This window comes from Mycobacterium sp. TY815 (assembly GCF_030755135.1).
In the GTDB taxonomy this organism is placed as follows: domain Bacteria; phylum Actinomycetota; class Actinomycetes; order Mycobacteriales; family Mycobacteriaceae; genus Mycobacterium.
On record NZ_JAUFRX010000001.1, the window covers coordinates 1 to 20850 of the forward strand.

Sequence of the window (20850 nt, forward strand, 5' to 3'; positions counted from 1 at the left end):
GCAGTGAATCTTCTGCCACGTACAGACGAGGCCGACGGTCGCTACACAAATCCTGACAACGATCCCCGCGGACCCTGGAAGGGAGCATCCTTTCTCAACCCCGCAACGCCGGAGCAGCGTCCCAATCTTTGTTACCCGATTACGAACCCTAATACCGGCCAGGTGGCGACGCCGACGGCCAATGCGTGGCGACGCTCAAAACAGGAATTCGAGAGGCTGCACAGTGAGGGCCTTCTATATTGGGGGACGGATGGGTCTGCTCCCGTTCCTGCCATCAAGATGTTTCTCTCTGAAGCCCGCGGCTTGACTCCGATCAACTTCTGGGAGCACAGCTACGCCGGCAATACGGACGACGGTACGAGAGATCTAGCGTCTCTTTTCGGCAGCAAGCTGTTTGACAATCCGAAGCCCGTTCAGCTGATGAAGCGGGTGCTTGAGCATGCAACGGCTCCCGACTCGCTCGTCCTCGACTTCTTTGCCGGATCCGGAACCATGGCGCACGCGGTGCTTGCGAAGAATTCGGAAGATGGGGGCTCGCGTCGATTCATCGTGATACAGCTTGACGAGACTCCGGACCCGAAGTCGGAAGCGGCGAAACAGGGCTACCAGACGATTGCTGCTCTCTGCAGAGAGCGCATCCGGCGAGCTGGTAGGAGAGTGGTCGACGACGCCGGTCTGGGTGCAAATGAATTAGACGTCGGCTTCCGGGCTCTCAGAGTTGACACGACGAACATGGCGGCTGTCTGGCGAACACCGGACCAGACTGACCAGCAGGCGCTGCCGTCGATGGAAGACAGCCTGAAGCCTGGTCGCTCCGCCGAGGATCTGCTTTTCCAGGTGTTGCTCGACTGGGGTCTCGAACTGACGATGCCCATCGGTGTGGAGAAGCTCGAGGGCCATGAGGTCTACTTCGTCGAGGACGACGCTCTCATCGCGTGTTTCGATTCGGTTCTGAGCCATGAGTTGGTGCGGGCCATCGCGCAGCGTGGGCCGCTGCGGGCTGTGTTCCGCGATTCTGGCTTCGCCTCTGACGACGCTCGGATCAATGCGGAACAGATCTTCCGTGAGATCTCCCCGGCGACGGATGTGAAGGCCATCTGACACTGATGAAGCTTCAGTTCAAGATTCAGCAGTATCAGACCGATGCCGTGGACGCGATTGTCGAAGCCTTCGCTGGGCAGCCAAAGCATGATGGTGTCTCTTATCGGATCGACCCGGGCAGTGCGAAGCCGGCCACGGCCCCGATGCTCTTTGACCCGAGCGCGACCTCCGACTCGGGCCTGCGCAATGCCGAGATCGCGTTGACACCAGCGCAGTGGCTAGAGAATGTTCAGCGAGTTCAACGGTCGCGAAACCTGCCGCTGTCGGACAAGCTGGTGGACAGCAAGGCCGCTCCGGGTGCTCCGAATCTCGACGTCGAGATGGAAACCGGTACCGGTAAGACCTACGTGTACATCAAGACGATGATGGAACTGCACAAGCGGTACGGCTGGTCGAAATTCATCATCGTCGTCCCGTCGGTCGCGATTCGCGAGGGTGTGAAGAAGTCAATCGATTTGACGGCCGAGCACTTCCAGCAGATGTACGGCACTAAGCCTCGGTCTTTCATCTACAACTCATCCCAGCTGCATGAGTTGGAGCGGTTCAGCTCGGATGCCGGGGTGCAGGTGATGATCATCAACATCCAGGCGTTCAATTCGACGAGCAAGGATAACCGCCGCATCTACGACGAACTCGACGACTTCCAGTCGCGGCGTCCCATCGATGTCATCAGTGCAAACCGTCCCATCGTGATCATTGACGAACCGCAAAAGATCAGTGCGCCAAAGTCATTGGAAGCACTGTCGCGGTTCAATGCGCTTATGGTGCTGCGCTACTCGGCCACTCACAAGATCGAGCACACCAAAGTTCACCGCCTCGACGCGCTCGATGCGTACAACCAGAAGTTGGTCAAGAAGATCGCGGTGCGAGGCATCACCGTGAAGGGACTGGCCGGCACGACGGCTTACCTGTACCTCGATGCAATCGAGATCGCTAAGGGCGCAAAACCGCGGGCTCGCGTGGAGATCGAGGTACAGACCAAAGGTGGGCCGATCAGTCGCCAGGTCAAGCGCCTCGACGTGGGCGCCCACCTCCACGACATCTCCAATGGCATCGAGGCGTACAAGGACCTCTTCATTACCGACATCGACGCCAACCGCGACTTCATCGAACTCAGCAACGGTGATGTGGTCATCGCTGGACAGCTCTCCGACCGTGACGTCACCGAAGAAGCCAAGCGCCGCATTCAGATCCGGGAGGTGATTAGGGCTCACCTCGATAAGGAACGGGAGCTGTTCGCCCAAGGCGTTAAGGTGTTGTCGCTGTTCTTCATTGATGAGGTTGCGAAGTACCGCGATTACGACCGCGAGGACACGCTCGGCGACTATGCCCGGATCTTCGAGGAGGAGTACGCCGCGATCGTCGATGAGATTCTCGGCGAGCTCGAACTCGACATCGCAGCCGCGGCATACCGGGCGTATCTTCGCCGCGACGACGTGCATGCCGTGCACGAGGGCTACTTCTCGATCGACAAGAAGACCAGGCATGCGGTCGACGGGCCAGTGCACACGACAGGTGACGAGAAGGGCCAATCCAAGGACGTCGACGCCTACGACCTGATCCTCAAGGACAAGGAGCGGCTGCTATCGCTGGCCGAGCCCGTTCGCTTCATCTTTTCCCACTCCGCCCTTCGGGAAGGCTGGGACAACCCCAACGTCTTCGTGATGGGCATGCTCAAGAAAAGCGATAACACCGTATCTCGGCGGCAAGAGATCGGCCGCGGCCTGCGCTTGGCCGTCGACCAACATGGCGAACGCATGGACAACCCCGTTACGGTTCACGACATCAACGAGCTGACGGTCGTGACCGATGAGTCCTACACCGACTTCGTCGCCGGGTTGCAAAAGGAAATCTCCGACTCGCTGGCTGCGCGGCCACGCAAGGCAAGCGTGAAGTTCTTCACCGGCAAGACCATTCAGACTGAAGACGGCGAGTCGCTAGTCGAGGAAGCCCTTGCGCAGGCTCTCTATAAGTACTTGATCAAGAATGACTACCTGAACGACGATGACACGCTCTCCGACGAGTACAAGGCAGCGACAGAGGCTGGCACGCTGGCAGAGCCGGCATCAGAGATCCTGAAACCGATGCTCAAGTTTCTCTTGCCCTTGGTCGACTCGCTCAATATCGACGTCCCGGCCCCGACGGACGACCGCAAGCCCAAGAAGATCCCGCTCAATGAGGCCAACTTCGCCAAGAAAGAGTTCCAGGCCCTATGGCGCCGGATCAACCACAAGGCCGTCTATCAGGTCGAGTTCGACTCATCCGAGCTCGTCACCAAGTGCATTCATGCACTCGACAAGCATCTCAAGGTCGCCGCGATGCAATACGTTGTCCAAGCTGGCACGCAGCGCGACGCCCTCGAAGCCGACGACCTCACCAGCGGTGCCGGGTTCGACGTATCCAGCACCACAACCCACACCGCGACGGTGTCGGCCGCGTCCCAGGTCAAATACGACCTACTCGGTGAAATCACCGAAAAAACTCAGCTCACCCGTCGTACCGCGGCGGCAATCCTCAGCGGAGTCACACCGGAGACGTTCGCCAAGTTCCGGCTCAATCCGGAGCAGTTCATCACCGAGGCCGTCCGACTCATCAACGAGCAGAAGGCAACAGCGATCGTCGAGCACCTGACCTACGACGCGCTCGAAGACCGGTTCGACACAGCGATTTTCACAGAGAACCAGACCAAGCAGGACCTCACCCACGCCGGCAACAAGCTGACGAAGCACATCTACGACTACGTCGTCACGGACTCGAAAGTGGAGCGCGACTTTGTCACCGAGCTCGACACCAGTCAGGAGGTTGCCGTCTACGCGAAGCTTCCACGCGGGTTCTTCATCCCGACCCCCGTAGGTGACTACAACCCAGACTGGGCCATCGCGTTCACCGAGGGAACCGTCAAACACATCTACTTCGTCGCCGAGACCAAAGGCTCCCTCTCGTCTCTTCAGCTCAAAGGAGTCGAGGACGCGAAGATCGAATGCGCCCGGAAGTTCTTCGCATCGCTCAACGAGAAGAACGGCGAGAACGTCAAGTACGAGGTCGTCACGGACTACACCGAGCTGATGCAGCTCGTAACGGCGTGAGCGTAAGACGGACGAGAAGCTGTAATCCAGAGCGTTGTCCAGGAATCCGGGTCCTCTCTACCCACGTAGACTCGTCGTCCGCGATTCGGCTTCCTGCAACATCACATATTGGCGGCACCTCTTAGATGACGATGGGAGGTTGTGAATCGATGAGCCGAGAGCACTTCTGGGACTCCACAGAAGGCGCTGAGTGCCGCGCTATGTGGCGCGAGCTAACAACCGCCCGAGGCGGTGTTGCAATCAAACCGAAAGCCAAGGGGTCAGGTGGGGTTGCCCAGGAGCGAGCGTTGATCGTGGCCGCCGCAGATGAATGGGAGCGTGCCTATCGCGGTGGTGGTTGGCCGCGACCGAGGGCCGACGTTGCTCTCGATGTGTGGGCGGTCGCCAGCAGGAACGCGCCGCAGCCGCAAAATTTCGCCAAACGGTTACTTGATCAACTCGGATCCCACGCGAAAGGTAAACCGATTGTCTACCAGGATGATCGGCAAGTCAGCATGCTCTATGTCCGGGTCGACGAGTTCCCCGACGTCGAACCACAGATCTATTTCGCGGCGCAGCGCTCGGCGGTAATCCGCGACGAGATGCGCCGCATGCCAGACGACGATGACTTTGACGAGGTGCATCGGGATCAGCAGCTCGACCTCGACTTCCGGATGGAGTCCGCCGATGAAGCGATCGCCGACTGGCGCAACGACACCTCAGAATTGGGCCAGAAGCTCTACGCCATGGCGAAACGCAGCAAGCGCTTCGATCTCCAAGATAGCGTTCTGAAGACGACCGATTACCTGGCGCGTTCCCTCGTCCACAGCTACGCCGCCGTGCCGCCGCGATGCCCGCACCAGTTCCTGGAACTGACCGCCGAAGCGTTGGACAGGTTGGCGTTCATGCCGTATGGGTTCAACCTAGGCCAGCTGCCATCGCGGCCAGGGGAGACCGAGGCGTTCAAAGAGTCGGTGCACACTTTGGTGGCTGACCGGATGGCGCGATATCCCTACCTATATCCGCCGGACATGCCAGTCGGAGTAACGGCGTTCTTCGTTCCTAGCTCCTCGGGCAAGGACCTCGACAACATCTTCCGCCAGCTCGTCGTGCCTGCCCTTGTCGAACATTGTCACTTCCCCCGCGAACTTCGACACCCGTATGCGATGTCCGAGGATGGCGCCGGCAGTGGCGCCACGACATTGCCGCACATCGCATTCGTCGAAGGCATCGCACTCAAGGGTGTTCCGCGGCCACCAGGCACAGTCGTGATCGCGTTGTCCGGTGGCCAACGCTACGAGAGTTGGTGGCAGATGGCCCTGGATCGAGACCGCCGGTTCTGAGTGCAATGATTAGGAAAGGAACGCCGTCCGCCGATGTCGCTGCAAGCCGGCCGTTCTCCACCATTCGATGTTCTGGCCAGAACAGCGCCACCCGTTGTCTATCCGCAGCTGCTTCGACGGCAGACCCGCGGCCGCGAGGGCATCCCCGAGTTCAATCGCCAGGCGATCGCGGCGGTGAGCGAGCGTCCGCCACGCCGAGCAGCGAGCGCTTCCGAGCACGGCGCCGGGTCATCAGCATCACACGAGCATGCCGCGTAAGGCGTACCGGCGATGTCGGTGCCGGGTGGTAGGCATTTGTCATCAACAGAGGAACCTTGTATGAGCTTGTGTAGCAACGAAACAAGGCGGCTCATGCTGGGATGCCTCCTGCAGTTTCGACAGCCTTGCGCAGTCTGCGCTGGGCGTCGATGAACCATGCGATGTAGCGCGGCCAGTCGTCACGGTTCTCGATCGAGCCGTCGGCGTAATCGACGATCTTCTTGATGTTTCGGCCCTGCTGGGATTCGAACGCAAGCTCCGATCCGTAAACCCCATTGATGGTGTCTCGCAATCCATGGAGCAGGTTGAATCGGCGGTCGTTGATGTCGGGCTTGTCGCTGTCGAACGCCAGCTCGGATCGTATTCGGGCTGAAAATCCGAACCCGACACCGTAGACCGTGCCATCCGAGCCAGCGGGAAGTCCAAACCAATTGCCGGCGTTTGACTTTGCGCTCGTCCACGTGTCAAGCCCGGCATCGCTCAGCGCTGCGCGGAACTGGCCCCAGAACTCTTTGTACAGCACTTGCTTCGTGGATTGCGCCTGGACAGTCGTACGCGCCGCCTTCTCCCAATCATTCGGCATGACGACGACACGGAAGTGCGGCGCAGGTAACGAGTCACCGATCCGCACAGCGGACACCTCGACACCGAAGAACCGCGTCGCGGTGCTCGTTCGTTCGTTGAGCCATTCCAGGGCGGCGCGATGCTCGTCGTTGAATTTCTCGGTCAGCCACACGACATTGGCGGCGTCGGTGCCGCTCGCATAGGTGAGCAATTGGCCGAGGTGGTAGTGATCCGACTCCCCAAACTGGTTCTCGATGATCACGACATGTCCGTCGCCGTCGGATCCGAGTAGGTCGAGCCGGTATCGGCCAACGGGGTGCTCGGCGGCGGTGATGCTCAGAGTCATCCCCAACGCCTCGGCGAGCACATCAGCGTTCCTGAGCAACCAGGGGGTGAAGTCGAGGGCCTCGTGCGACCAAACATCGCGCATCGGGACGCGGTCCAGACGCCCGATCTTCCAATCATTCCCGTTTGGCGCGAGTAGTGCCTCGTCGTCGTCGAAGCCGTCGTTCTCCTCGATCATCACCAGCGCAGCGTACGTCCTGGCGGCGACGGATTTGGCCCGCACGCGCAAACGAAAGTGTCCGTGCCCAGCGATACCGTGAGTCAGGTGGAACAGGGTCCTGGGAGGCATGATGAGCGCGAGCCAGTATCGCCGGCAGCTCGAACGGAAGCGAAGTCAGCGGGTCGAGGCCGAGAAGAAGGCTGGCGAGTATCGGAGCAAGGAGTCGAAGAAACGGGCCGAGGCCGATAAGGCTCGGCAGGCTGCGGCGAAGACCAAGAGCGAGTCGACGGCCAAGAGCAAACTCCGCGAGGCCGAGCGCCGCGACGGCGAGGCAGCGGCTGCTGGCAAGGAAGCTCGCCGGTGGCAGACGAAGGCATCGGGTTACGCGAAAGACGAGTCAGCGTTGATAGCCAGGCTCGCCCGCGCCGAACAGTCTGAGGCAGATGCTGCCGAGCGGCGGCAGAAGCGGGATCAGCAGCAGGCTGACCGGCGGGCCACGGCGGAGCGCGCAGCACTGGACTCGAGGATCGTCAGCGCCGAATCGGCTGTCGCGCATGCGGTTCGTCAGTTGCGGTCACCCAAGTCGGAGAAACTCCGCGTGTTGATCCTTGGGGCTTCCTCTGCCGGCGAGTTGCGGGTAGGGCGCGAACAGAAGCGCATCCGCGCAGCTGTGGAATCCGCACTGCATCGCGATCTCATCGAGCTCGACGTGCGCCCGGCTGCAACGACCAACGATTTACTCGACGGGATCACGAAGTTTCGCCCCCACGTGGTGCACTTCTCTGGGCACAGCAACGAGGACCTTGTCGTCTTCGAGGACGAGCACGACGACCCACATGACGGGGTGATCGTGACTGCTCGTGCTTTTGCAAAGGCGATCGCAGCGACCGATGCCCCGCCGATGCTGGTGCTGCTAAACGCCTGCAAGTCTGCAGCTCAGATCGATGGCCTTGTTGCAGAAGTCGTTCCGTTCGCGATCGGGATGGCTGGCAGCATCGACGACGGCGACGCGATCAACTACGCCGCCCAGTTCTACGCCGCCATTGCCAATGGCCAATCGATCAAATCCTCGCATCTGTCGGGCCAGGCAGCGCTGGAGCTGGCCGGGCTTGACGGAGCAGACCTCCCAACACTCGCGTGGTCAGAGCACGTCGACCCGGCAACGACCATCCTGGTGAAGCCCCCAGAGTCCGACTGATGCCTTCATCGCACTCGGGTACTACGAACGGGCAATGCTCCAGAGATACGCTGGTTCCCGTGAGTAGAGGTGCGAAAACTCCGAAGTCCGAGACTCAGAAGTCGCGGGCGCACGAGAAGAATGCTCTGGGATCAAAGCCATCCGGCAAGAACATCGAGGCCCCCCAAAAACGAGCGTACCGGCCTGCTGCTGACGGGCCTGCAATCCCGGATGCATCTGCGATTCTGGCTGGTGAGACGTTCCGGTCGCGAAAGCCGAGCGAGTGGAAGGTTAAGCCCAACCGCCGGAAGCACTGAAGCATGTAGCGGCTGCTTCCTGACGAGCTGGCCGGTGGTGTGTCCGAGGGTCTCGTGAGACATTGAAATTTCGCATAATGCACGGGTCGTAGATCGTGCGGACCGTGCCAGGCTCGAGGAGGGCTTTGTTGTCCTCGGCGAACAACAGGTCGACCATGAGTCGTATCGCGTCACGGGGCGTGTAGTGCTCGCCTGCTTCCTCGTTGGATGCTTCGGCGAATTTGTAGATCAGGTACTCGAACAGGTCGCCCATCTCGGCGTTGGGCACCGTATCGGGGTGCAGGTCGACTTCGGCGAACTTCGACGTCACCAGGTAGAGCCGGTTCTTCTCGTCCAGGGTTGCCAGCTCGTTTTCGAACTTGAACCGCTCGAACACGTCGATGTTGGCCGAGAACCCGGTGATGTAGTCCATCAGGTTGGACCGCAGACCCTCGGGATCCTCCAGGAGACGTGTGAAGTCGAAGGCGCTGGTGTTATAGAACCCGAGCCCGGTCTTGCGTTTGACCTGGACATCGAGCGCTCCGCCGGTGTACTTGGTGGCCAGTGCTCGCACCTCTTCGCGACTGGGTTCGAGGACGCAGTCTAGGCGTCGCAGAATCGTGAACGGCAGGATTACGCCGCCGTACTGGTGCGGCTTGTATACGCCTCGGAGCTGATCGGCGATCCCCCACACGAAATTGCCCAGCTTGCTCAAAACCCGATCTCTCCTTCGCAGATGCGTCACCTAGAACGCTAACTACATCAGACCCGAACTGGGCTCACTCATTCGAGACTTATGCAACACCTCCAGAAGGTTGGTTATGACAACACGCGAGATTTCGTCTGGAGACGTCGCCCTCGCTTGGGCGATCGACTCGACTGCTCGCGCAGTATCGGCGGGTTCGGCTGGACGCCCGTACTCCGACGACGTGAAAGGTCCGTCCGTCTCCGTCAGCAGCCGCTGAGTCGGCAATGCGGCAACAAGCGCCCTGCCCTTAGACGTTCGCATCATCTCTGCGTTCACCGAGAAGTAGCATTCAAGGTCTGCGGCTCGGCGGGCGTGGGCGAGGCTCCCTGTAAACCAGTGGAGTACAACCGTTCCACGGCCGCGTGGCATGTACTTTTCGATCATGTCGAGTACCGTCGCGGCGCTGCGAACGCTGTGTACCGTCAGGATCTTGTCGCCCGCGTCGGCACAGGCCTCAAGAACTCTCCGGAAGACCTGCTTTTGCAGATCGAAAGATTTGTAGAAGCGCGGGCCGGCGTCTAACCCCACCTCACCGACATAACGCGTCTCGGAGAGGTGTTTCTCCCACAGCGGCAGCTCGTGCGCACGATCGGCCACGAGCTGGGGATGGAGTCCGAGAGCGGCGTGAACATAGCGGGTGTGAATGGTCATTTCTCGGTTGTGTGGCCAAGCCTTAGGCGTCGTCGTCACAGTCAGTGTGTAGATCTGCGCCGCTTCGGCTCGTGCGATGACTGCGTGGCGGTCTTGGTAGAGGTCGAGATGGCAATGAAAATCCACGCCTAGGGTTGGTGCGGACTGGGTCATTACGGTTGAGTCCTCACATTGGCGAGTAGGGCGCCGACTTCCTCAAGACCGCGACGGTAGACGCCAGCAAGTGCTTCGCGGTTGGCGTCCGACTCGTCGAACAGGGGGCCAGGTTTGTAGATCAGCATCGATGCGAGCTCCGGCCGCGAGCGTAGCCGATCGATGGCAAGTTGGAACGATCGAACCTGAACACCTTCCGCCTCGCTGGTGCTCAGGGGATGTGCAGCCAGGTCTTGAACTGTGTACGCGGTCGGGTCTGAGTTGGTGTCTAGCCCGCTGACTAGCGAAGCCCGCCGGATCAGGCAAGGCAGGCAGTAGCCGCATTGTTGGGTGCCGATACCTTGCCAGCGTGCCTTGCTCGGCGACGAGCAGGAGAGCGAGTCCGACGCGAGCCGTGATAGGAGCGTCGGATTGGCGCATCTGCTCACCATTTCCCCTTTTGTCTTGTCCCAGTATGGGTTTTCGATGGCTATGTTGATACCGAGAAGGTTGAGCGCCTCGTTCCAGCGTGCGATGTAGAACGGGTGGGTCGTCCGAGTGCTGAGCGCGCCCAGGCGTAGCGGGTCGAGTGGCACGTTCAGTGCGATAAAGCCATTTTCGGGCACTTTGAGCACCGGTACATCTTGCAGGCCAGTGCCGGCGAACACGCCGAGTGCGAAGAATAGGAAGGAACGGGCCCGTGTCGTATTCTCGCTCGCTGAATCTAGGACTAGGCCGTGCGGAAAGACCATCCAGACGCGGAGGCGGTCGAATGCGCAAGCCGAGTAATGGGTCTTCAGTGCCTCGAATAGCGTTGATTGAGCATCGCTTGTGGCCGGATCACCGGCGTGGCTGATGAGAAGCGGCGTTCGCCCTGTTTCCAGAGCGTCGATGGCACCGATGAGGCTGTCGAGGCCGCCGGAAAACAGGGCGAGGTCATCGAACCGCGCGACTGTTAACGGGGATGGTCGCGGCGGGGTGGTCTCTACGAATCGCCGCGGGCGTGCGCGGAACGTTAGGGTCCACTTGTCGCCGGTGAGGAAGTTGAGGAGGCGCCCGAATGCGGTGGCCGCTGCGGTCCAGCGTTGCGGGTCCGACACCGGGACTACGAGACGAAGCTCGCGGGTCCAACCGTCCTGGGAGTCAGCATGCCGCGACACTCGCGTGTCGGCCGCGTGCACGTGCGCCGCCAATACGAGGAGGTCTACACCAATCTCAGTTGGATACACGCCAATGCGCGCAAGATCGCTTGTCGCCCCGCCGATGCCATGACCGAGTGTTCGGTCCCCGACAACGAGGTGCAGAGAAGTCTCGCTCTCCCCATCCCCGAGAGGGACCTCAATGCGGTCGTCGTGGCCGAAGCGGCCGATGATGACCCGTCGTCTCATTTCGCTGCCTCCGCGTCGCCCATGACCTGAAGGATGCCGAATGCTTGCTCGTATACGCGGCTGACGAAGCCGAGCACTTGGTCAGGCACGAGCGCGGTGACCCTGAGCTGTGCTGACGTGAGCGCGTCTGCCACGCCGCGCCGGATGAAGTCGTGCAACTGCGCTTGAACCTGCGCAGCATCGCGAGGATCGTGCGGCAAAGTTACTGTCCTAGAGCCGATATCGTTGCAAATTCGGGCTTCGATGGCGTTGGTGGCATACAGCTCAAGAACGGTTTGCAGCTGATCCGCGGTCAAGCCGTCTAGGTCGGTGATACCGGCCTGAGCGAGGTCCGCGATCGTTTCTATGAATGCTCCGCGGGCTATTCCCTCGTCAATCGATCCGCCGTCGGGGCAAACATAGTCGACCAACCCGATAAACACATCTTGGATGGGTCGGCCAGCCAGTGCTTCTAGGTTTAAGGCCTTTAGTGCCGCAGCGGCGCCTCGAATGGTTGTGTCGGCCAGGAAGCCGACAAGCCTGTTGGCTGCGCCGCGGGATGATCCCATCCGCGCAGCGGCGGTTCGTGCACCCCCAGCCGATGAGCCGACGTAGTGCGAGACTGCACGACCAAGGCTTGCTCGGTCGCGACCGCCGGAGCGTGCGAACCGGGAGAAATTGCTCCGGGCAACGGTGAAACGGGTCGGGTCGGCGTTCGGCGGCAGCGGGTTTAGCGACGGCGGTGCAGCGACCTGACTAGGTCGCTCACCACCCTCCGACCCGTCACTAGCGCCGTCTTCCGGAGCAGTGAGTGCCGCGGGGGGTGCGCCGTCGTCATCCAGCCAGCTCGGCACGAGCGGCGTATTTCCGCTCTGGCCACTGAAGGCCTTCGACATCCCCATTAGCGAGTTTCCCGACGGGTCCGCAAGACGCTATTGGCAGTGGCTTTCAGCATGGCTCCTCCCTGCCCGCTCCAGGTTTCAAGCAGGCGATTGAAGCGCTCACTTACTGCCGCATCTGTCAGCACGCCTTCCCAACCGCTGCAGGCCCAAGCCCCCAGACGGTCAGAAGGCAGGGATTCGAGGAAATCGATAAGCGAGTCTTGCAGCGATGGCTGGGCCTTGACCAACACCTCGAGGCCAGCGGCGCCGGGCGGTTGGGCGGAGAAGCTGTCGCTTCCGACAATCCGGCCGCGTACGGCTTCGAATACCTGAGCGGCCTCTGCCGGGGCCAGCCGCCGGAGATCGCTTTCCAGCCCTTGAACTGCGAACTTGCCTGCAAAGAGTTGCTCCACGACAGCGGCAAGGTGACCTAGCACTGATGCCGCGCCAAAGTAGTCTTTGCGGTCCTTGGCGACGAACAGGTAGGGCCTCAGATCATAATCGCCGAGGTTGGGTGGGACCTCGGCCCAGGCCGTTATAGCCGGCGACGAACGCCATTCCTTAAGTAGTACGCTCTCCGCTTGCTTCACAACCCCTGATTTTCTTGCATCCTCCGGTCCATCTTGGAGCGCTGAACCTGGCTTCTTCTTCGTATGTGGTTGTTCGAGCGCCTCCGAGTTGATGGTTGCGGATTCGAGCGCAGCGAGGTCAGCGCATTTTCCGTCGGGAGTCACCGCAGCAGCGGCGGCAATCTGGTCAAACAGCCTGGGAATGAACCGCTCGGCAAGCATCAGTTTCGCCAGGACTGGCAGCTTCACGTCATCTCCGAAGCCTCGGGCTTCGGCCGTCCGTTGTCGCAAGACCAGTGAGTTGAGGAAGCGTTTGATCTGGCGTGGATTGCCCTTGGTGCCGCTGGCGAGTATCGGACCTATCTGGTCGGACAGAGCCAAAGCGCTAAAAGCTCGGTTCGCGTTCTCGTTCAAGGCTTTTCGTACGTCGGCAGCGTTTAGTGCTCCACCGATCCACGGGCGTTGGAGGCGATCGCGCGCCGCTGCGATGAGGTTGGTGAAGGCGGGATCGCTCTCGCCGAGCTCCATGCCGACGAGTAAAAGGGTTACGTAGATCCGTGTCTCGGTGTCGCCTAGGGCGGGGATCCGGAATGGTACCTGGATCAGCTTCTCGAGGTAGTTGCGGGCGTAGGTCTGAGGGCCAGTGGTGTCGGGTAGGTCCGGGAAGTGTTTGCGGACTGAGTATTCGATCATCGCCTCGTCGGCAGCGACGATGAAGGCGGTCCGCGAAGTGAAAACGAATAAGCGGACGGCCTCAAGCGTCTCAATCGCGATGTCTGGCAAGCATCGGTCGAGATCGTCGATCAGGACGACCAGCTGTTCAACGTGCGCCTTCTTCAGTAGGTCATCGAACGCTTCGCGAAATGCACTGATCTCCTCAGGTACGGTGGTGGTATCACCGTCCTTTTCCTTCAGAACCCCCCTTACCTCCTCCAGTGCTTTCTGCGCGGTTTCTTTGCTGGTCAGCTGGGTGGGGTCCGCGAGGACATCTTCGATCCGACCTAATAGCGCATGGATCTGTTCGGGCGTCGGGATGCCGGTGAACGCGGTGAACGCAAGGCCGCCGGCCCTTTTGGCCACTTTTAGCCAGTCGATCCGTCGGAACATGGACTTAACGGCTTCGCCTGTCCTGGTCAGGACGGGGCGCTTCTCGATCAAGCCCGTGACGATTCCTTCGATCAGTGCGATTTTGGCGTCTTCGAAACCTTGGAAGCGCCAACCGTTGAACTTCAAGCAGAGGACCTTGTCCTCCCCGCTGAAGCCGTCCTCGATCATCTCGAGGATGCTCGACTTGCCGGCTCCCCAGTCGCCGTGCACGCCGACAGTCAGTGGCTGGTGTCAATGGACAGCTGAAACTGCCCGTGGGCGGACATGAGAACTGCCCGTAGGTGGCCAATAAGAACTGCCCAGTGGCGGACACGAATCTGCCCATTAGGGTGTGTCCGCCACCGGTGGTTGAGGCCGTTGTCAGCTCAAGGGTTTGACTCCCTTCCCGTGCAGGGCTTGGGCCAGCCGCACGGAGTCTCCGCTGGTCTGGCACAGGTGCGCGTGATGCAGCAGCCGGTCCACGGTGGCAGTCGCCAACGTCTTGGGCATCAGCTCATCGAAACCACTGGGGTGCAGGTTCGATGAGATCGCCACCGAGCGCCGTTCATAGGCGGCCTCGACGATGCGGTAGAGCCCTTCAGCGGCATCGGCACCGACGGGCAACAGTCCAACGTCGTCAATCACCACGAGCTCGGCACGCACGATCTTGGCCACGGCCTTGCCCAACGAATCGTCAGCGCGGTGCGCCCGAACCAGGACCCCGATCTGCTCGAGGGTGAACCACGCCACCGGCATCCCGGCTTCGATGACCTTCTGCCCCAACGCTTCGAGGAAGAACGTCTTGCCGGTGCCAGCGGGCCCGCAGACCACCAGGTTCTCCCGACGACCCACCCACTCCAGGGTCTGTAGCGCCTGCTGGGTCGGTAACGGGATCGACGACGCATTGGGGTCCCACACGTCGAATGTCTTCCCGGTCGGGAAGCCGGCGGCTTTGCGGCGGGCGGCCAGCATGGACCGGGCCCGGCCGGCGGACTCCTCGGTCAGCAGCGCTTTGATCACCTCGGTGGGGTCCCAGCGTTGAGCTCGGGCAGTGGCCAGCACGTCGGCGGCGATCGCGCGGGCGTGCGGCAACCGCAGCCCACGCATCAGCGCTTCGACGTCGGCGGGTAGCGACGCGGTGGTCGTGGTGGTAGTCACGCGATGCCTGCCTCGTCAGCGTCGATAACGTTGCGGCCGAATAAGTTCCACCCACTGGTTCCTTGCGCCAGGGAGGTGTCTTCGTCGGCGCCGCGGCGAGTGGTGTCCATGCCCTTGCTGGCGAGGATGGAATCAAGGTCACCGGTGGCGAAGCGACCGTGCACGCCAGCATGCCCGAGCGCCCAGTCGACATCGGCGCGGCCGGTTAACGCCGACAGTTCCACCGCGTGGGCCATCTTCTGCAGGATCCGTTCGGTGCCGACGGCGGCGGCTTCTTTGAGCCACACCGCCGCACCCGGCCCCAGCGCCAGGAAGGTCTGCTCACTGACAGTGCGGGCCCGCACCCGGTAATCACCGGGCACCTTGTCCCGATGCTCAGGGAAGTGGTCATCGTTGATGGCGGGACTACCGGGGGCGGCGCGGCGATGCCGCGCCACCTCCACCGGGCCGCCGCCATCAAGAGCGCAGATCACCACCTCATCGGTGCCGTCGTGGTCACGGATCCACACTGTCTGGCCCAGAAGAGTTGCGGGCAGCGAGTATTGGCAGTGGTCGAAGGTGACCATCGGGGTGTTGTCGGGAACCCGGCGGGTCACCCCCAACGCGGCGGTGTGGGGCAGGTCAGGAACCGCGTGCAGGGCCGGGCGTTCCTGAATGAGCATCTCGGCCGGCCGGCGTCCCGTGATCCGGTGCACGCGGGCGTTGATCTCGGTGGTGAAACCGGCGCATGCGGCTTCGACGTCGGCGAACGAGTCGTACTGCGGCAGGAGGTTGGTCTCAGTAGGCACGATGTCGGCTTTGGCGAGCTTCACCGCGTTCTCCACCCCACCCTTGGTGGCTGGGTCGGCGGGTTCACACGTCAGCACCGAAAGGCCGTAGTAGCGGCCGAAGGTGACCGCGGCCCGGTTGCGGACCGGAACTCCGGCGATGTGTCCAGTGGTGACGGTCTTCTCGTTGTCGGTGAGCAGGTAGGTCGGAGCACCACCGACGATGCGAAAGATGCGGTCCAGGCCGGCGAAGACACTGGGTGCGGTGCGGTCCCGCAAAGCCACCACGACGCGGTAGCGGCTCCACGCCAGCCACGCCACGAGCAGCACGATCTTGCGGCCGGCGACAAGGGGGCCGTCGGCGAAGTCGTACTGTAGCCACAGTCCTGGCTCGGTGATCCAGGGCCGGTGCACGCGTGTATTGCCAAGGCGCCATTGCGCTTTGATCTCCGCCAACGAACGGCGGGTGGTGCGGTCGGTGCCGGTGTAGCCCAACGCCACCAGCTTGTCGTGGGCTTTGTCGCCGCGGATCTTGCCCTTCGAATCAGCGACCCAGGTTTCCAGCAGGTCGCGCCAATCATCGATCATCCGGGCCCGCCGCGTGGCCGGGGGCAGCCCAGCGTTGCGATCCTCGACCGCTTTCTTCACGGTGTGGTGCGAGCACCCACACAGCTCGGCCGCGGCGCGGTAGGACCCGGTCAGGTCGTAGGCATTGAGTATTTCCATGAGTTCTCCGTCAGACTTCAAGTAGGTCTCTCCTGGGGTTGTCGGGTCGACTAGGCATCGACATCGAAACCGCAGGAGAGGCCGCCCCAGCGCAGACGCGCCGAACGACATCAAGTAGGTCTGGGCAGATTCATGGCCGCCTGCGGGCACTTTCGTATCCGCCGGTGGGCAGTTCTTATTGGCCGCGAACGGGCACTTTCATGTCCGCCAGTGGGCAGTTTTTCATGTCCGCCGACAGGCTGGTCGGGCCGATCACGGAGAAGTTTCACGATCGTTGTTGCGATCGCCTCGTTATTGAGAAGGTCAACTTTCGTTTCGTTGTCAGCTAGTAGCACCTGCCACCTCCACGGGTTTCTGACGTTCCAACAGGGCAAAACAATAGTCAGGGCCAGAACTATCAAGCCGCCATCTACGGCCAAAAGCCGTCTGGTGATCAAAGGTGCGTCGGTGCTTGCCGCAAAATAGGCAAGGGACCGAGGCCAGTCGTTGGGTCAGCTCGCCGTCTGTCGAGATCGATGTGCGCAGTTGTTGTTCGATCAACGCCAGTTGAGACCAAATTCCTGGACCTTTGCGCCCTGTGCTCGCCCGACCAGGTCTACGTTACCGTTGGAACGGACGGGCGGCTGCCAGAAGCGCTTGCCCAATGCTTACGAGCGGACAGGACAATTGTGAACCAACCCGATTGATGCGTACCTTCTTTCGAGGGAAGGTTGTTCGCATCATGCCGAAGGAGTACGACGAGGAGTTCAAAGTCCGGGCGGTGTGGTTGGTCAACGACCATGTCGAGGAGTACGACAGCCGCACGGCCTGCATTATGGCGATCGCCAAGCGGTTGGGAGTGTCCTACGAAACGCTACGCCGGTGGGTCAATCAGTCCGAGATTGATACTGCGGCCCGTGACGGGCTGCCCACCGATGTTACGCGGGAGAACCGAGAACTCAGACGCAGGAACAAGGAACTGGAGGAAACCATCGAAATCCTCAAGGCGGCAACAAGTTTCTTCGTGCGGAGAGCGACCCACGACGCCGCTGATCTGCGGTTTCATCGCCGAGCATCGTGCTCGGTTCGGGGTCGCTCCGATCTGCCCGTGCTCACCGAGCACGGCTGCCAGATCGCCCCGAGAACGCTCTACGCCTGGCTGTCCCGACCCCCGTCAGCGCGCAGCCCTGTGGGACACGGTCATCACCGAGGTGTTGGCCGGTTACTACGAGCCAGACGAGCACGGTCGACGCAAGCCGGAGTCGTTTGGACGGAGCCGCGAAGATGTGGGCCCTCATGCAACGTCAGGGCGTCGCGGTGGCCCGCTGCACGGTAGAGCGATTGATGCGGGCCCATGGCTGGCCGGGGGTCACCCGGCGAAAGCGGGTCCATTCCACGATCAGCGATCTGTCCGCAGCGGGCGGCCGATCTGGTCAAGCGCCAATTCCGGGTGCCCGCGCCCAACGTGTTGCTGGTCGCCGACTTCACCTACGTACGGCTGTCGACGGGGATGTTTGTCTACACCGCGTTCGCCATCGACGCCTACGCGGCTCGGATTGTGGGATGGACCTGCTCGGCCTGCAACCAAGACCGGTTCGTTCGCCAGGCGATCCGCTATGCCGCCACACTACGGTCACAGCAAGGTAATTCACTGTCTGGCAACACTATTCATCACAGCGACGCGGGTTCCCAAGCCCAATACACTTCGGTGCGGTTCGGTGAGACCCTGGCCCTGTTCGGGCTGTGACTGAACTGAGGCACAAAGTCAGCCTCATAAGGTGGTCGGATCCGACCGGGCCTCAGGTCAGTGCTCATAGAGTCATTGCAGGGTCTTGAAAACGCCTAGCTGTCATCGTTTATTCATCGCGAATGATTGAGAAATGACCCGATTTGCTCGGTTTTCGCGGGATCGTCGAGTTGTTTATTCCATTGCGGCACAGAACAATTACGCCTTAACGCGACCTGGCAAGATCTGCCGTCTGGTAATCCGTTGGTCGCGGGTTCGAGCCCCGCCCGCCCTACTAGGTGACTGTTTTTCTTCGGTTGATCCTTGACACTCCCTTGATGAGGGCGCCCAGGTCGAGGCCGAGCGGTTTGGAGTTGCGACGGTCACGGCCGTATGGGGGGCCACGGCGGTGGGCATTCGAGCCGGGCATGCGCGGGGTGGTCCCCGTTCCGTCGGAATCGGCCGTGTATCGGGCGCTGGTGCGTGGCGGGGATGATCAACCCGTCGGGCGGGACCGGCGCTTGCGTAAGTGGACCTGCTGCGGCTGCGCCGGGATGCCGCGGGGTGGCGGATCAGAAGTCGCACGGCCCGGCACCTGGACGGAACCGGTTCCGGCCCCGTACTGAGCACCTACGGCCTCGGCGAGATCGGAAGAGGCCCGGTGGCCGCGGAGTAGTCTGCGGATTGCCGCCGAACCGATTGAGGAGCGCCCGTGTGAGCCTGCAATTGACCGACGAACAGAACGGCATGGTCGACACGCTCCGGCAGTTCGCCGCCCGGGAGTGCGGCACCCGGGACAAGCGACTCGAACTCACCAACGGCGGTACGACGCACCACAATCCGGATGTCGCTCGCAAGCTGGCCGATCTGGGATTCCTGGGGCTGTCGATCCCGGAGGAGTACGGTGGCGCCGGCGGCGGTCTGTTCGACGCGTGCCTGCTCGTCGAGGAACTGGCCTACAACCAGATCCCGGTCGGAAGTTACGCCGTCACGCTGATCGTCTCGCACATCTACCTGAACTTCGCCTCGGAGGATCTCAAGAAGGAGATCCTCGGTGGGGTGGTCGCCGGAGGGGCGACGTCGATCGCGATGTCGGAGCCCGGCTCGGGGTCCGACGTGGCCTCGCTGCGCTGCAAAGCCGAAAAGGTCGACGGCAGCTACCGCCTGAACGGCCAGAAGACGTGGATCTCCAACGCGCACTACTCCGCCCACGTCCTGCTGGTCGCCCGCACCGCCGACACCGGAGACAAGCACCAGGGCATCTCGATGTTCTCGGTGCCGACGTCGACCCCCGGTGTCGAGATCCGGCCGATTCCCACCATGGGCGCGGAAGTCAACGACGTGTTCTTCACCGACGCCGAGATCGGGCAGGGGCGGCTCATCGGGACCGAGGGCCAGGGTTGGCTGCAACTGATCGCGGGCCTGAACACCGAACGGGTCATCGTCGGGGCGCTGGCCCTGGGGCAGGCCCGGCGCGCCTTCGACGACACCCTCGACTACGTCAAGACCCGCTACCAGTTCGGCCGGCCGGTGGGCACCTTCCAGGCGCTCTCGCACCGGTTGGCCGAGCTGGCCACCGAGATCGAGTGCACCCGTCTGCTGGTGCACGACATCGCGCAGCGCGTCGACGAGAATCCCGGCAAGCTCATGCCGCAGGAGGCCTCAATGGTCAAGCTGAAAGCCACGGAGATCGCCAAACGTGCTGCGTTGGAAGGCATTCAGATGATGGGCGGCATGGGTTACGCCACCGAGGGCGGCATGGAGGAGCAGTTCCGCGCCGCCGTCGTCGGCACAATCGCCGGCGGCAGCAGTGAGATCCAGCGCGACATTATCGCCAAGACGCTGGGATTGTGACCCGCTCCGGGCCTACGCAGTGCCGCCGCGCCGGGATGCGAACGCGCGCAGTGCCGCCCGGTGATCCTCGGTCATCAGGCTGATTACCTGGGAGCGCATCTCGGTCTCCAGATGCTCGCGCAGGCCGCCCGCGCCGATGCTGGCATTGAGGAGTTCCTTGGACATCTGCACCCCGAGGCGGGGCCGGGCCGCGATCTTCGCGGCCATCGTGATCGACGACTGCACCGGATCGTCGACGACGTGCTGGACCAGTCCGAGCCGAAGACCGTCCTGCGCGCCAATGGTCCCCCCGGTGTAGAAGACCTCGGCCGCGGCCCCCGCCCCGATCAATCTTGGCAGCAACCACGAGAGCCCCATGTCCCCAATGGTGACGCCGAGTTTGACGAAGGGCGCCATAAAGGCGGCGTCGGGCGCGCAGATCCGGATGTCGGCCGCAGCGGCCAAGGCGAAGCCGCCGCCCACCGCGGGGCCGCGCACCGCCGCGATCACCGGTTGCGGTATCTCCCGCATGGCCAGCGCGCACGAGACGGCGTCGCGCATGGCCGAGAACGCCACGTGGACCGGATCCCGATCTGGCGCGGCCGGATTCGCATCGGTGAGATCCATGCCGGCGCAGAAAGCCGGGCCTACGCCGGAGAAGACGATCGCGCCGCAGTCCTCGCGGTCGCCCAGCGCCCGGAACGCCCGGGTGAGCACACCGAGAATCATCGTGGTCAGCGCGTTGAACTTCTCCGGCCGGTTGAACAGAACGACGCCGACGCCGTCGTCGCGAAGTTCCACGGACAGTCCTTCGAAGGCGTCCGGTTCGAATGCGGTCATGGTGCCCCACCTCCTTGTCTCGGCGCACACACCCTACGCACGGCGGCATCGTCATCGATCAGAACGTGGCACTGTCAA

At 62.1% G+C, this 20850-nt stretch carries 13 protein-coding genes and 3 pseudogenes; 7 read left to right on the forward strand and 9 right to left on the reverse strand.

The genetic code is table 11. From position 1 onward, the window contains the following. The 3 genes from QXK92_RS00005 to QXK92_RS00015 all read left to right on the forward strand — a co-directional run. Positions 1 to 1101 (forward strand): DNA methyltransferase (locus QXK92_RS00005; protein WP_306239635.1); only part of this gene is annotated, 1101 nt, incomplete at its 5' end. Positions 1102 to 1106: 5 nt separating this feature from the next. Next, complete coding sequence (locus QXK92_RS00010) at positions 1107 to 4187, forward strand: type III restriction-modification system endonuclease (RefSeq protein WP_079615608.1); 3081 nt, start codon at positions 1107 to 1109, stop codon at positions 4185 to 4187. Positions 4188 to 4681: 494 nt separating this feature from the next. Further along, on the forward strand, positions 4682 to 5509 hold the full coding sequence (locus tag QXK92_RS00015; RefSeq protein ID WP_306239637.1) for a hypothetical protein: 828 nt from the start codon (positions 4682 to 4684) through the stop codon (positions 5507 to 5509). A 349-nt stretch (positions 5510 to 5858) separates the two neighbouring features. On the opposite strand, the gene QXK92_RS00020 is transcribed toward QXK92_RS00015, so the two are convergent. Next, a complete protein-coding gene (locus QXK92_RS00020) occupies positions 5859 to 6899 on the reverse strand; it encodes a DUF4268 domain-containing protein (RefSeq protein WP_165746009.1) in 1041 nt (346 codons plus the stop codon). Between the two features lie 67 nt (positions 6900 to 6966). On the opposite strand from QXK92_RS00020, the gene QXK92_RS00025 reads away from it, so the two are divergent. Next, positions 6967 to 8034 (forward strand): hypothetical protein, encoded by a 1068-nt coding sequence (locus QXK92_RS00025; protein WP_079615624.1) that lies wholly within the window; start codon positions 6967 to 6969, stop codon positions 8032 to 8034. Between the two features lie 378 nt (positions 8035 to 8412). Here the strand turns inward: QXK92_RS00025 and QXK92_RS00030 are convergent. From QXK92_RS00030 to istA, 7 genes and pseudogenes are all read right to left on the reverse strand, one after another. After that, positions 8413 to 9024: pseudogene (locus QXK92_RS00030) on the reverse strand (type I restriction-modification system subunit M N-terminal domain-containing protein); the annotation flags it as partial. 42 nt (positions 9025 to 9066) lie between these two features. Continuing rightward, entirely contained in the window at positions 9067 to 9861 is a 795-nt protein-coding gene (qatD, locus tag QXK92_RS00035; protein WP_306239638.1) for a Qat anti-phage system TatD family nuclease QatD, read from the reverse strand. Beyond that, positions 9861 to 11228, reverse strand: a complete 1368-nt coding sequence (gene qatC, locus QXK92_RS00040) for a Qat anti-phage system QueC-like protein QatC (protein WP_306239639.1) — start codon at positions 11226 to 11228, stop codon at positions 9861 to 9863. Before qatC ends, qatD begins: the two co-directional genes overlap by 1 nt. Beyond that, complete coding sequence (gene qatB / locus QXK92_RS00045) at positions 11225 to 12103, reverse strand: Qat anti-phage system associated protein QatB (RefSeq protein ID WP_306239640.1); 879 nt, start codon at positions 12101 to 12103, stop codon at positions 11225 to 11227. Before qatB ends, qatC begins: the two co-directional genes overlap by 4 nt. 5 nt (positions 12104 to 12108) lie before the next feature. Further along, positions 12109 to 13986, reverse strand: coding sequence for a Qat anti-phage system ATPase QatA (gene qatA, locus QXK92_RS00050; RefSeq protein WP_306244052.1), 1878 nt, complete (start codon positions 13984 to 13986; stop codon positions 12109 to 12111). A 138-nt stretch (positions 13987 to 14124) separates the two neighbouring features. Beyond that, positions 14125 to 14850 carry an ATP-binding protein gene (locus QXK92_RS00055; RefSeq protein WP_240263800.1) on the reverse strand — a complete coding sequence of 242 codons (726 nt, stop codon included), beginning with the start codon at positions 14848 to 14850 and terminating at the stop codon, positions 14125 to 14127. A gap of 47 nt (positions 14851 to 14897) precedes the next feature. Continuing rightward, the gene (gene istA, locus QXK92_RS00060) at positions 14898 to 16415 is read right to left on the reverse strand and encodes an IS21 family transposase (RefSeq protein WP_240258325.1); all 1518 of its coding nucleotides are present in this window, start codon (positions 16413 to 16415) and stop codon (positions 14898 to 14900) included. Between the two features lie 700 nt (positions 16416 to 17115). On the opposite strand from istA, the pseudogene QXK92_RS00065 reads away from it, so the two are divergent. From QXK92_RS00065 to QXK92_RS00075, 3 genes and pseudogenes are all read left to right on the forward strand, one after another. Continuing rightward, positions 17116 to 18117, forward strand: a pseudogene (locus QXK92_RS00065) (IS3 family transposase); the annotation flags it as partial. A 350-nt stretch (positions 18118 to 18467) separates the two neighbouring features. After that, positions 18468 to 18632, forward strand: a pseudogene (locus QXK92_RS00070) (IS481 family transposase); the annotation flags it as partial. Positions 18633 to 18813: 181 nt separating this feature from the next. Further along, positions 18814 to 19953 carry an acyl-CoA dehydrogenase family protein gene (locus tag QXK92_RS00075; RefSeq protein ID WP_306239641.1) on the forward strand — a complete coding sequence of 380 codons (1140 nt, stop codon included), beginning with the start codon at positions 18814 to 18816 and terminating at the stop codon, positions 19951 to 19953. Between the two features lie 12 nt (positions 19954 to 19965). Here QXK92_RS00075 and QXK92_RS00080 read toward each other — a convergent pair whose 3' ends face one another. Continuing rightward, positions 19966 to 20772 carry an enoyl-CoA hydratase/isomerase family protein gene (locus tag QXK92_RS00080; protein WP_306239642.1) on the reverse strand — a complete coding sequence of 269 codons (807 nt, stop codon included), beginning with the start codon at positions 20770 to 20772 and terminating at the stop codon, positions 19966 to 19968. Between the last annotated feature and the right edge of the window lie 78 nt (positions 20773 to 20850).

Coding starts and splice junctions, on each gene's coding strand:
- QXK92_RS00010 (WP_079615608.1), top strand. CDS start 1,107: ATGAAGCTTCAGTTCAAGATTCAGCAGTATCAGACCGATGCCGTGGAC.
- QXK92_RS00015 (WP_306239637.1), top strand. CDS start 4,682: ATGCTCTATGTCCGGGTCGACGAGTTCCCCGACGTCGAACCACAGATC.
- QXK92_RS00025 (WP_079615624.1), top strand. CDS start 6,967: ATGAGCGCGAGCCAGTATCGCCGGCAGCTCGAACGGAAGCGAAGTCAG.
- qatD (WP_306239638.1), bottom strand. CDS start 9,861: ATGACCCAGTCCGCACCAACCCTAGGCGTGGATTTTCATTGCCATCTC.
- qatC (WP_306239639.1), bottom strand. CDS start 11,228: ATGAGACGACGGGTCATCATCGGCCGCTTCGGCCACGACGACCGCATT.
- qatB (WP_306239640.1), bottom strand. CDS start 12,103: ATGTCGAAGGCCTTCAGTGGCCAGAGCGGAAATACGCCGCTCGTGCCG.
- QXK92_RS00055 (WP_240263800.1), bottom strand. CDS start 14,850: ATGCGTGGGCTGCGGTTGCCGCACGCCCGCGCGATCGCCGCCGACGTG.
- QXK92_RS00080 (WP_306239642.1), bottom strand. CDS start 20,772: ATGACCGCATTCGAACCGGACGCCTTCGAAGGACTGTCCGTGGAACTT.